The following is a 12400-nucleotide window of genomic DNA, read 5'->3' as shown; positions in this document are numbered from 1 at the left end:
CAACGGCACCCACAGCTCGTACGTGGACGGATCGAAGGCGTACGGAGCCACCATCAACACCCGCTCGTGCGCACCCCCGCCCGCGCCGAACATCCCGTCTGCGACCAGGTCCAGGACGTCCCGGTGCGTCACCGCCACACCCTTGGGACGGCCGGTGGAGCCCGAGGTGTACATCACGTAGGCGAGCCGTTCCGGCTCGCAGACCACCCCCGGATCCGTGGCCGGCAGCTCGGCCAGGACCGGGTCCCGGTCCACGGCGACCACGACGGGGGCTGCGGGCAGACCGCGTTCGCGCATCCGCGTGTCGGTCAGCAGGACCGGAGCGGAGGTCTCGTCGAGGATCCACTGCATCCGCTCCAGCGGGCTCCCCGTGTGCAGGGGGAGGTAGAAACCGCCCGACTTCAGCACCGCCAGCAGCGCGACCACCAGGTCCACGGAACGTTCCATCAGCACCGCCACCGGTGCCTCCGGACCCACCCCCACACCGATCAGCCGGTGCGCCAGCCGGTTCGACCGCTCGTCCAACTCCCGGTAGGTCAGCTCCCGGTCCGCGCAGCGCACCGCCACCGCGTCCGGGGAGCGCAGCGCCTGAGCCGCGAAAGCCGCCTGCACCGAACCACCGGTCGACGCGTCCCACGCGGACGACCGGTCTTCGGCACGACGGACAGCACGGGCAGTACTCATGGCCAATGACTCTCTTTCGGGGTTGCAATCGCACGGATTTCGAGGGGCAGCGCGGTCACGCGGTGCCGGGGGAGCGTCGCGGCAGCTCAGCCGGTCGTCCTCTGGACGGTCCGGGCCCGGGGGCGTTCGCCCAGCTCCTGGGCGAAGGCCGTCCAGGTCTCCGCGTACGAGCGGGCCAGGTCCGCCACCAGGCCGCCGGAGTGCGGCGGTACCGCGGCGGCCAGGTCTGCCCACATCCGCTGGTCGATGGCGTTCTGCTGGAGCAGGCGGAGCAGGTGGCGCCCCGATTCCCGGTGACGCAGCGCGGGGTCGCGCACCAGCTTCTTCAGGACGGCCGTGGGGTCGGGCTGCGGCGGGACGCGCGGTGCCGCGGGTCCGGCCCCGGTGCCGGGCGGATCGGCCGGACCCGCCTGTACCGCCGCGGCGTCGAGCGGTCCGGGCGCGTGGTCCGCCCCGTCGGCCCCGTGGACCTCCCGGTCCGCCGCCAGCTGTCTGCGGACCTCGCCCACCGTCGTCGGCGAGACCCCGGCGATGCGGGCCACCTCGCGCAGGGACGCCTGCGGGTTCAGGGCCAGGGCCTCGGCGGCGCGTTGCCGGCCGTCCCTGCTGTTCACGGGGCGGGCCCGGCCATCCTTCCCGACCCGCACGTCCTCCCCGGGCCCCGCGCCACGAGCCTGGCGGATGGCCGCCACGGTCTTGGCACCGAGGCCCGAGGCACGGGCGATGGACCGGTCGGACAGGTGCGGATGGGTCGCCACGATCCGTTCGGCGGCGGCGCGCCGGTCGGCCTGGGAGAGCGGGAGGCCGTGCGTGACGTTGGCTTCGACACCGCGCAGGAACGCGTCGTCGGGGCTGCCGTCGAAGTACCGTACGGAGATGGTCCGCTGACCGCGCAGCCTGGCGGCGGCGAGGCGGTGCCGGCCGTCGATGACGCTCAGGGTCCGGCGGTCCACCAGGATGGGCGGGAGCGGGTCTTCGGTCTCCGCCAGGCGGGCGGTGTGCTCCTCGTCCTCCCCCGCGGAGCGGAGGGATTCGCCGGCGGCCAGCACGGTGAGAGGAACCTCGACGCACGGTGGCTCGCCCGGCTCCGCTCCGGATCCGGTCGGCCGGACCTCGTTCTCGGGGTCGGCGCCGGTCGTCGGTGGGTGGGTCGCTCTCACTGGTTCGGCCTCCGGGGCTCGCAGGCGGGGACGGGATCGTACGGGCTGGGTCGACGGGGGGAGCGTGGTGACCCGTGCGCGGCCGCTCCGGCCGGTGCCGACGCGGATCGGTCCGGTTCGATGGCGGCGCGGGGCATGGCTGTGCTCCTCGGAGAAGGGGTGTGGGTCGCCGGCCCGGCATCCCGGTCTGTTCTGAAGACCGGTCCCCGGTGGCGCTGAGGAGAGCTTCGCCGCCGGAGGACCCCGCTCGTAAGGGGTCGGGGACGGCAGGACCCGACCAGGCCGTTTGGTGCCAGTCGCGGACTCCCGGAAACCGCTCTGACCTGCGCATTCAGGGGATTGGCACGGACCGGCCAGGCCCCAAGCGGCCACCCTCCCGAGCCGTCCCGTGGCTCGTTCCGGACAGGGCGGCACCGGCCCATGCTGCGCCGTGGCGGCACGGCGTCGGCCCTGCGGCGCGGGGCGCCGGCGCCGGGTCCAGGAAAGGGTGTCCAAGTGCGGCGCCGCCGCACTTGGACACCCGGCGGGTTCCGGCCACCGCGGGGAGTGGATTTCTCCCTCGCCGTCATGCGAATGTCCCTCCCAGAAGGAATCCGGGCCGCTCGGCGGGGATGTTCGTCCTCGATGCAGGTGGGCCCGGCAGAGGATTACCGCGGGCCGCAGGTTCCGGATCCCGAACCTTCCGCTGATCTTTTCCGCCTGCGTCGGCGATTCCTTCCGTGCCTTCATTCCGTGACGGACGAGGAATTCCGCAGGCAGCCGCAACCCACAGAAGGAGCGAGGTCGTGACCAATCCTTTCGAAAACCCTGAGGCGGAATACCTCGTGCTCATCAACGAGGAGCACCAGTATTCGCTCTGGCCGAAGTTCGCCGAGGTGCCGGCGGGCTGGACCGCCGTTCACGAGAGCGGCCGCGCGGCCTGCATCGAGTACATCAACGCGAACTGGACGGACATGCGGCCGCGCAGCCTCGTCCAGCAGATGAACGCCACGGTCTGATCCGTGCATCGAGGGGGACGGTGAAAAGAATGTCCGATGTGGACGTGTCGGTTTTCGACGGGCTCGCCATTGATCATGTCGAGTTCTACGTAGAGGACACCGCGGCTGCCGCGGCGCAGTACGTCGACGGCTACGGCTTCGAGGTCTACGGCGCATCCGGAGCCACGGGGTCCGCCCCTGGGGCCCGGTCGGTGGCCCTCGGCAAGAACCGGATCCGGCTGGTGCTGACCTCGGCGCAGGGCGCCGATCACCCGGCAGCCGCCTATGTGGCGCAGCACGGGGACGGGGTGGCGAACATCGCGCTCACGACCCCGGACGCCCGGGAGGCGTTCGCCGAGGCGGTGCGCCGGGGTGCCGCCCCGGTGGCGGAGCCGGTGGAGCGGGACGGGCTGACGACGGCCTCGATCAGGGGCTTCGGAGATGTGATCCACACCTTCGTGCAGCGCCCGGAGCTCGGCGACCCGCGCGTACTCCCGGGCTTTTCTCCGGTGTCCGGAGAGGGTGCCCGGTTCGACAGCGGCCTGAACCTGATCGACCATTTCGCCATCTGTCTCGAAGCGGGACAGCTGGCCCCCACCGTGGATTTCTACGAGAGCGTCCTGGATTTCCGGATGATTTTCGAAGAGCGTATCCAGGTGGGCAGTCAGGCCATGGATTCCCGGGTGGTCCAGAGTCGTTCCGGCGCCGTGACGCTGACCCTGATCGAGCCCGACACCTCACTGGATTCGGGGCAGATCGACGCGTTCCTGAAGAACCACGACGGGGCCGGTGTCCAGCACATCGCCTTCACGGTGGACAGCGTCGTGGAGTCGGTGGGCCTGCTCAAGTCGAAGGGGGTCTCCTTCCTGGGAACCCCGGAGGCCTACTACCGCCTGCTGGCCCTCGAACCGACGAAATACGCGGTGTCCGATCTGAAGGAACTGGACATCCTGGTCGACGAGGACCACGACGGTCAGCTCTTCCAGATCTTCACCAAGTCGGTCCACCCGCGCCGCACCTTCTTCCTGGAGGTCATCGAGCGCATGGGCGCCCGCACCTTCGGGAGCGGGAACATCAAGGCGCTCTACGAGGCGGTCGAGCGGCAGCGGGCCGAGGCGGAGGCCGGGAAGTAATGGACCGGCAGTTCGGGTCACCGGCCGACGGAGCGGGGGCGCGGCCCCTGTGCGTCGCGGACCTGCGCCGGGCGGCCCGGGCCCGGCTGGCACCGGAGGTGTGGGACTTCGTCTCCGGTGGCAGCGGTACGGAGTCCACCCTGACCGCCAACAGGGCGGCGCTCGACGGCGTGTCCGTGGTCCCCAGGGCGCTGGCCGGCGTCGAGCGCAGCGATACCGCGGCGCTGCTGCCGGGTACGCCGGCCGCGCTGCCGCTGGCGGTCGCCCCGATGGCCTACCAGCGCCTGCTGCACCCGGAGGGGGAGCTCGCCGCCGCCGCGGGCGCCCGGCAGGCGCGGGTCCCCTTCGTGGTCAGCACCATCAGCAGCACCTCCCTGGAGGAGATAGCCGGCGTCGGGGCGGACCTGTGGTTCCAGCTGTACTGGCTGCACGACCGCGGCCGGGTCCTGGACCTGATCCGCCGGGCCGAACAGGTGGGCTGCCGGGCGCTGATGGTGACGGTGGACGTCCCGGTCATGGGCCGCCGACTGCGCGATCTGCGCAACGAGTTCACGCTGCCCTCCTGGATCCGCAGTGCCAACCTGGACCCCGACGGCCCTTCCGTGGCGCACGAGCGCCGGCCCGACGAGTCGGCCGTGGCCGTGCACACGAGGACCGCCTTCGACCCCACCCTGGGGTGGTCCGACCTGGAGTGGATCCGGGAGCGGACCCGGCTCCCCCTGGTGGTCAAGGGGATCCTCGACCCCCGGGACGCGGACCGGGCCGTCCGGCTCGGAGCCGAGGCCGTGGTGGTCTCCAACCACGGGGGCCGGCAGCTCGACGGCGCGCCGGCCAGTGTCACCGCGCTGCCCGGGGTCGTCGAAGCGGTGGACGGGCGGGGCCGGGTCCTCATGGACAGCGGCATCCGCAGCGGCACCGACATCCTGCGGGCCGTGGCGCTGGGCGCCGACGGGGTCCTGATCGGACGGCCGGTGCTGTGGGGCCTGGCCGCGGCCGGGGCCGAGGGAGTCACCCAGGTGCTCTCGATCCTCCGGACGGAACTGGAGGAGGCCCTCCTCCTCGCGGGATGCGCCGACCTGGCCGATGCCCGCACCTTGCGCTCATTTGTTTCCGGCACGCGGGGCTGAACACCGCGTCTGAGGCCTGGAATCCCCAGTGCCATCGAAGGAGAAGAAAGTCATGCACGACACACACGACCACGAGTTCGACGTCGTCGTCGTCGGTGGTGGGCCGGGCGGTTCCACCGTGGCCACCCTGGTGGCCATGCAGGGGCACCGTGTCCTTCTCCTGGAGAAGGAGGAGTTCCCCCGGTACCAGATCGGGGAGTCCCTGCTGCCCTCGACGGTGCACGGCATCTGCCGGCTGCTCGGGGTATCGGAGGAGCTGGAGAAGGCCGCGTTCATGCCCAAGCGCGGCGGCACCTTCCGGTGGGGCAGCAGCCCCGAACCGTGGACGTTCTCCTTCTCCGTCTCCGAGACCTTCTCCGGGCCGACCTCGCTGGCCTACCAGGTCGAGCGCATGAAGTTCGACCAGATCCTCCTGGACAACGCGCGGAACAAGGGCGTCGAGGTCCGGGAGAAGAGCTCCGTGGTCGACGTCGTCGAGGAGGACGGCCGCGTCTGCGGGGTGCTCTACAGCGACGCCGAGGGGGTGCGCCACACGGTGCGCAGCCGCTTCGTCGTGGACGCCTCCGGCAACAAGAGCCGCATCCACAGCCGCATCGGCGGGACCCGCCACTACTCGGAGTTCTTCCAGAACATCGCGCTCTTCGGGTACTTCGAGGGCGGCAAGCGCCTCCCCGCGCCCAACTCCGGCAACATCCTCTGCGCCGCCTTCGACGACGGCTGGTTCTGGTACATCCCGCTCACCGACGAGCTGACCAGCGTCGGCGCGGTCCTGCGGCGCGAGTCCCTGGACCGCGTCCAGGGGGACCGCGAGAAGGCCCTGATGAGCCTGATCGAGGAGTGCCCGCTCATCGCGGAGCACCTGTCCGATGCCCGCCGGGTGGAGAGCGGCCCCTACGGCGAGATCCGGATCCGGAAGGACTACTCGTACTGCCAGGAGAAGTTCTGGCGTCCGGGCATGGTCCTGGTGGGCGACGCGGCCTGCTTCATCGACCCCGTCTTCTCCTCCGGCGTGCACCTCGCCACCTACAGCGGTCTGCTGGCCGCCCGCTCCATCAACTCCTCCCTGGCGGGGGAGTTCGAAGAGGCGAAGTGCTTCGAGGAGTACGAGACGCGCTACCGGCACGAGTACTCGCTCTTCCACGACTTCCTGGTGGCCTTCTACGACATGCACCGGGACGAGGACTCGTACTTCTGGACCGCGAAGAAGGTGACGAACAGTTCGTCCTCCGGGCTGGAGTCCTTCGTCGAGCTGGTCGGCGGCGGGGCCTCGCACGAGAGCGGACTGGTCAACGCCGCTTCCTACGCCGAACAGCGCGAGTCCAGCTTCCGTGAGTTCTCCGAACTGGTCGACCGGCCCGCGGGGGAGGAGGGGACGGACCGGGACCTGTTCGACTCCACGCTCGTGCAGTCGGTGCTCGAGGAGGGCGCCAAGATCCAGGTCCACGCCGCGCTGGGCGAGGTCGTCGACGACGAGGGTCCCCGTCGCGAAGGCGGTCTGGTGCCGTCCACCGACGGCATGCGCTGGGCGGAATACACCTACTGACCGGCGGCGTGTACCGAGCCCGACAGGGAGAGGGGGAACGATGGTACGCACGATGGCGGTGGTCGGCACCGGTGTGATCGGTACGTCGATCGGCCTGGCCGTGAGCCGGCACGGCATCCACGTGCACTTGCTCGACGAGGACGAAGCGGCCGCCCGCACGGCGGCGGCCCTGGGTGCGGGGGTGCTGGGAGCCCCGGACGAGGCGGTGGACCTGGCGGTGATCGCCGTACCCCCGAGCGCGGTCGGCGGAGTGCTCGCCGAGATGCGGGCGCGCGGGCTGGCCCGGACCTACACCGACGTGGCCAGCGTGAAGGCACAGTTGGCCCGGGAGCTGTGGGACTCCGCGGTCCTGTCCTCCGACTACGTGGGCGGGCATCCGCTCGCCCGCCGGGTGCGCAGCGGCCCGCTGGCCGCCCGCGCGGACCTGTTCGAGGACCAGGCTTGGGTGCTGACCCCTTCGGAGAGCACCTCCCAGGACGCGGTGAACCGGGTGTTCGCCATGATCGCGCTCTGCGGGGCCGTCCCGGTGATCATGGGGGACCGTGCGCACGACGACGCGGTGGCCCTGACCTCGCACGCGCCCCAGGTGGTGGCCAGTCTCATGGCCGCGCGGCTCCAGGGGGGCTCCCGGGAGTCGTTCCGGCTCGCCGGGCAGGCACTCCACGACGTCACGCGGGTGGCCGTCCGGGACACCGCACTGTGGAACGACATCCTGCGGGCCAACGCGCCGGCCGTCGCCGGGGTGCTGCGGGAACTCAGGGACGACCTGACGAGCCTGCTGACCGGCCTCGACGACGTCTCCGAAGCGCCGCGGGACGGCCGGGGCCCGGAGCCGGTGGCGGACCTGCTGGACCGCGGGGCCGCCGGACTGGCGGCGATCCGGGAATGGCAGGCCGCGGACAGCCGGACGCACGTGGAGGTCCTGGTCCCGGAAAGCCCCGGGCAACTGGTCCGCCTGCTGGACGCCCTCGCGGAGTTCGAGGTGGACGGGGAGGACATGGTGCCGCACTACTCCGCGGCGGAGGGCACCCTCTCCGTCACCTTCGCGGTACCGGCCGTGCGGGCCCGCCACATCGTCGTGGAACTGGGCCGGGCCGGCTGGGAGATGCGAACCGCCGAGCCGGATTCCGGCACGCGGGAGCCGGTACGGGACCTGAAAGTCCCCGCCTAGGCCGCGCCGCCCGGATTTCGACCGACCCGTCGACCCGGGCACCGGACGCGGTTTTCCAGGAATGCGCAGTACGTGAAACACGGACAGAGGAACGGTGAATGCACACACAAGAAAGTCCCCTTGCTGAACCCCTCCGCGTGGCCATCATCGGCACGGGAAACATCGGCTGCGACCTGCTCCTCAAGGTCATCGCCTCGCCCCAGCTCCAGTGCGTGCTGTTCGCCGGACGACGTGCGACGTCGCCCGGGATCGCACTGGCCGAGTCCCACGGGGTGCCGACGACCGCCGGCGGGATCGACGCCCTCGCCGCACTGGCGGACGGGATCGACCTCGTCTTCGACGCCACCTCGGCCACCGACGCCGTCCACAACTGGAAGGTCCTCGAAGCGCTGGGGATCCCGGTCGTCGACCTCACCCCGGCCAACCTCGGCAGGTTCTGCGTCCCGGCGCTGAACCTGGAGGAATGCCTCACCGAGCCGAACGTGAGCATGGTGTCCTGCGGCGGACAGGCCGCCGTCCCCATCGCCCGCTGCTTCAGCGACGCCGCCGAGGACGGCCTCGGCTACCTGGAGATCGTCACGGCCAGCTCCTCGGCGAGCGTGGGACCGGGGACCCGGGCGAACATCGACGAATACGCCTTCACCACCCAGAAGGCCACCCACGAATTCAGCCGCGTGGACAAGGCCAGGACGATTCTCATCATCAATCCGGCGGAACCGGGAATCGTCATGCGCAACACCATCGCGGTCCCCGATTCCGAGAACATCGACCTGGACGCGCTGCGCGTCGCGGTCGAGCACATGGAGAAGCGGATCCATTCCTACGTCCCGGGCTACCGCGTCGTCGTACCGCCCATCGTCACCGACGGCCGCGTCATGGTGACGATCGAGGTGGAAGGGCTCGGCGACTGGCTGCCGCGCTACGCCGGGAACCTGGACGTCATCACCTGCGCGGCGGTGGCCGTCGCCGAGGGCCGAGCGGAGGCACGTCGATGAGCACCCCCACCGAGCGACGGCTCGAAATCTGTGACACCACCCTCCGGGACGGCAACCACGCCGTGGGGCACCAGCTGGGGCGCTCGGACATCGCGGCCTACGCCAAGGCCGCCGAGCGCGCCGGCGCCGACCTCCTGGAGGTCGGCCACGGCAACGGGCTCGGCGCCTCCTCCCTCCAGGTCGGGCGCGCGGCGCTGAGCGACACCGAGATGCTCACCGCCGCCCGCGAACAGCTGAAGGGGACCAAACTCGGCGTCCTGTCCATCCCCGGCTTCGCCACGGTCGAACGCGACCTGAAGCCGGCCCTGGACTGCGGGGTCGACGAGGTCCGGGTCGGTGCGCACTGCACCGAGGCGGACGTGACCCGCCAGCAGATCACCATGCTGCGTTCGATGGGCGTCACCGTCAAAGGCATGCTCCTGATGAGCCACATGGCGCCCACCCGGGCCCTCGTCGAGCAGGCGCGGCTCATGCAGGAGTACGGGGCGCACGCGGTCGTCCTCATGGACTCGGCGGGCGCCTACACCCCGGCCGCCGTCGGCGAGAAGGTCGGCGCCCTGGTCGAGGAACTCGACATCGAGATCGGGTTCCACGGCCACAACAACCTCGGCCTGTCGGTGATGAACAGCATGGCCGCCATCAAGGCCGGCGCGACCATCGTGGACGTGACGGCGCGCGGCTTCGGCGCCGGGGCGGGCAACGCCCCTCTCGAACTGGTCGCCGCGAACCTGCACCTGGAGCAGATCGAGACCAGGCTCCAGCTCTTCGGCGCGCTCGACGCGGCCGACCTCGCCGAATCCACCTTCGTGCAGCGCATCCCGACGAACGACAGCGTGACCATCACCAGCGGAATCGCCGGTGTCTTCTCCGGGTTCGCCGCACCCGCCCGCCGTGCCGCGGAGCGCTTCCAGGTGGACCCGCGGGAAATCCTGATGGAGCTCGGCCGCCGCGGAGTCGTCGCCGGCCAGGAGGACTCCATCATCGAGGTCGCCCTGGACCTCGCCGAGAAGAACTCCCCCTACGCAGTGATGTGACGGACTCTCAGAAATGCGAGGAACAGACATGGTGAACGTGAAAACCGCGGGCGAGGTCGGCGCGGACTACGCGGCGGTCGCCGCACTGCTCCAGATCGGCGCCGAGATCGGCGCGGACCAGGTCCTGGACTCGGGCCGCACCTTCGGTGTCGCCGAGCTGGCCGGGGCGACCGGCCTTCCCGAGGACCGACTCGGCGCGTACCTGCGCGCCCTCTCGGCCGCCGGGCTGCTCACGGCCGTGGACGGGGGCCTGTACCGCCCCTCCGAGGACTACGCGGACTGGCGGCACGAGGTCGGCTACCTCTCCTGGGCGCTGACCGCCAACAGCCCGTTCCTGCAGAACGCGCGGGCCTTCCTGTCCGGCGACGAGACCGCCGCCGACGCCCACCAGCGGGACGGGCGACGGGTGGCCGTCAGCTCCCGCTGGATCGGGGACCGCACCTTCTACCCCGCCGTGGTCGAGCGCGTCACGGCCGCCGGGGCCAAGCACGTGGTGGACCTCGGCGCGGGCGCCGCGGGCCTGCTCATCGGTCTCCTCCGGCAGGACGAGCAGCGCACCGGCGTTGCCCTCGACCTGAGCGCGGGCGCCTGCGCCGCCGCGCGGGAGGACGCGGAGCGGGCCGGCGTGGCCGACCGCCTGCAGGTGGTCGAGCGGTCGGTCGAGTCCCTGATCGCCGACCCCACCCCGCTGGAGGGCGCCGACGTCATCCAGGCCTGCTTCGTGATGCACGACGTCCTGCAGGACGAGGCCGTCTTCGACGACGTGCTGCGCACCTGCCACAAGGCCCTCGCGCCCGGCGGCGTGCTGGCCGTGGTCGACGCCGTCTCCTACGGGCAGGAGGACCGCGAGCGCAAGTTCAGCTCCCTCTTCACCTACCTGCACGCGAACTTCATGGACGTGGAGCTGCCCACCGAGGAGCAGTGGGTGGAGAAGTTCCGCAGCGCCGGCTTCTCCGACGTCGACTGCAGCTCGCAGGTCATGCCGGGCGGTCGGCTGTTCGTGGCGACCAAGTGACCACCGGAGCACGGACCGTGCTGCAGGACGCCCGAGCGGTCCACGAGCGGATAGCCGCCGAACTGTGGAACGCCAAGCGGGAGCGCAAGGCGGTGCCGCCGGTCTCCCGGCGGTACCCGGAGTTCACCGCGCAGGACGCGTACGTCGTCCAGCGGGCCTTGCGCACCCTCGAGCACGAGAACGGCGCGCTGCACGCCGGATACAAGATCGGCGCCACCAGCGCCGCCATCCAGGAGATGTTCGGCGTCGACGAACCCGACTTCGGATTCCTCACCGAGGAGATGATCCTGGGTGACGGGGCCCTCCTCGATCCGGGCCGCTTCATCGCGCCGAAGGTCGAGGGGGAGATCGCCTTCCGGATCGGTACCGACCTGTCCGGTCCCGCTACGACCGCCGCCGACGTCCTGGCCGCCACCACCGAGGTCTTCCCGGCCCTGGAAGTGCTCGACAGCCGGATCGAGAACTGGGACATCGCCTGGGTGGACACCGTCGCCGACAACGCCTCGTCGGCCATGGTCGTCCTGGGCGAGCCCGTCCCCTTCGACGGCCGTGACCTCGCCGCGGAGACGATGGTGTTCGAGTCGGGCGATTGCGTCCAGACCGCCCGGGGCTCGGCCGTGATGGGGCATCCCGCGGAGTCCGTGGCCTGCCTCGTCCGGATCCTGGCCACCTTCGGCGCGGGGATCGGCGCCGGTGACGTGATCCTGGCGGGCTCCCTGGCCGGAGCGGTCGACCTCACGGCGGGCTCCACCGTGAGGGCCTCCTTCGGATCCCTCGGCTCCGTGTCCCTTTCCACCTCCAGCACATGAGTCCTCGTACAGCCCCTCCCGTGCGGCACGCGTGCGACCTCGACCCCGAAAGAGGGTGACGAACAATGCTTGTTACAGAAGATGTTCTCCTGGCCGAGGATCGGTCGTCCGCGTCGTACGCGGCGCCGACCGGCGGTTCGGTGCAGGCGGCCTTCGCGGCTCAGGCGCTGCGCTCCCCGGACGCGGTGGCGGTGCGCTGCGCGGACCGGGAGCTGACCTACCGGGAGCTCGACGAGCGCTCCAACCGGCTGGCGCACCGCCTGATCGGATGCGGCGCGGGTCCCGAAGCGCCGGTGGCGGTGCTGATGGAACGCTCCGTCGACCTCGTCGTGGCGCTGCTCGCCGTGCTGAAGTCGGGCGGTTTCTACCTCCCCCTGCACACCGGCTCTCCGCTGGAGCGGATGCAGTGGATCGTGGACGAGACCTCCGCTCCCGTCCTGCTGACCGACACCGTCATGCGCCGACGGGGGCTTCCGGCGGCGCGCGCCGTCGTCGCCGTGGACCAGGACCCCGTCCTGGCCGAGCTGCCGGCCACGGATCCGGGGGTGGTCTGCAGCCCCGAGCAGCTCGCCTACGTGATGTACACCTCGGGCTCCACCGGCCGTCCCAAGGGTGTGGCGGTGACGCACCGGGACGTCCTGGACCTGGTCGCGGACGGGATGTTCGGCGCGGGCGGGGGTGCGCACGAGCGGGTGTTGATGGTGGCTCCGTACGCCTTCGATCCGTCCACGTACGAGCTGTGGGTGCCGTTG

12 protein-coding genes are annotated in these 12400 nt (G+C 71.1%); 10 read left to right on the top strand and 2 right to left on the bottom strand.

The annotated features are described in order from the left end of the window. A partial coding sequence (locus tag IH80_RS0136695) for an AMP-binding protein (protein WP_158943825.1) occupies positions 1–684 on the bottom strand: 684 nt, incomplete at its 3' end. Positions 685–770: 86 nt separating this feature from the next. Then, positions 771–1844: a ParB/RepB/Spo0J family partition protein gene (locus IH80_RS46635; RefSeq protein ID WP_234432511.1), complete on the bottom strand. Its 1074-nt coding sequence runs from the start codon at positions 1842–1844 to the stop codon at positions 771–773. A 785-nt stretch (positions 1845–2629) separates the two neighbouring features. Between IH80_RS46635 and IH80_RS0136685 the strand changes: the two genes are divergently transcribed. The 10 genes from IH80_RS0136685 to IH80_RS0136640 form a co-directional block, all read left to right on the top strand. Next, the gene (locus IH80_RS0136685) at positions 2630–2842 is read left to right on the top strand and encodes an MbtH family protein (protein ID WP_030966185.1); all 213 of its coding nucleotides are present in this window, start codon (positions 2630–2632) and stop codon (positions 2840–2842) included. A 29-nt stretch (positions 2843–2871) separates the two neighbouring features. Further along, positions 2872–3954, top strand: coding sequence for a 4-hydroxyphenylpyruvate dioxygenase (gene hppD / locus IH80_RS0136680; protein ID WP_030966184.1), 1083 nt, complete (start codon positions 2872–2874; stop codon positions 3952–3954). Beyond that, positions 3954–5081 carry an alpha-hydroxy acid oxidase gene (locus IH80_RS0136675; protein WP_030966183.1) on the top strand — a complete coding sequence of 376 codons (1128 nt, stop codon included), beginning with the start codon at positions 3954–3956 and terminating at the stop codon, positions 5079–5081. The genes hppD and IH80_RS0136675 overlap by 1 nt, the downstream gene beginning before the upstream one ends. A gap of 52 nt (positions 5082–5133) precedes the next feature. Next, positions 5134–6624 carry a tryptophan 7-halogenase gene (locus IH80_RS0136670; RefSeq protein ID WP_030966181.1) on the top strand — a complete coding sequence of 497 codons (1491 nt, stop codon included), beginning with the start codon at positions 5134–5136 and terminating at the stop codon, positions 6622–6624. 40 nt (positions 6625–6664) lie between these two features. Further along, positions 6665–7795, top strand: a complete 1131-nt coding sequence (locus IH80_RS0136665) for a prephenate dehydrogenase (protein WP_063757379.1) — start codon at positions 6665–6667, stop codon at positions 7793–7795. 137 nt (positions 7796–7932) lie between these two features. Next, entirely contained in the window at positions 7933–8790 is an 858-nt protein-coding gene (locus tag IH80_RS0136660; protein ID WP_030966179.1) for an acetaldehyde dehydrogenase (acetylating), read from the top strand. Continuing rightward, on the top strand, positions 8787–9824 hold the full coding sequence (gene dmpG, locus IH80_RS0136655) for a 4-hydroxy-2-oxovalerate aldolase (RefSeq protein ID WP_030966177.1): 1038 nt from the start codon (positions 8787–8789) through the stop codon (positions 9822–9824). Before IH80_RS0136660 ends, dmpG begins: the two co-directional genes overlap by 4 nt. A 28-nt stretch (positions 9825–9852) precedes the next feature. Next, on the top strand, positions 9853–10839 hold the full coding sequence (locus tag IH80_RS0136650; protein WP_030966176.1) for a class I SAM-dependent methyltransferase: 987 nt from the start codon (positions 9853–9855) through the stop codon (positions 10837–10839). Beyond that, entirely contained in the window at positions 10836–11648 is an 813-nt protein-coding gene (locus IH80_RS0136645; protein WP_051810320.1) for a 2-keto-4-pentenoate hydratase, read from the top strand. Before IH80_RS0136650 ends, IH80_RS0136645 begins: the two co-directional genes overlap by 4 nt. 65 nt (positions 11649–11713) lie before the next feature. Beyond that, positions 11714–12400, top strand: a 687-nt coding sequence (locus tag IH80_RS0136640; protein ID WP_158943823.1) for an AMP-binding protein, incomplete at its 3' end; no start/stop codon positions are given.

The organism is Streptomyces sp. NRRL S-378 (genome assembly GCF_000720645.1).
Classification (GTDB): Bacteria; Actinomycetota; Actinomycetes; order Streptomycetales; family Streptomycetaceae; genus Streptomyces.
Note: the sequence above shows the minus strand (reverse complement) of the source record. Positions and strands in the feature narration are given on the sequence as shown.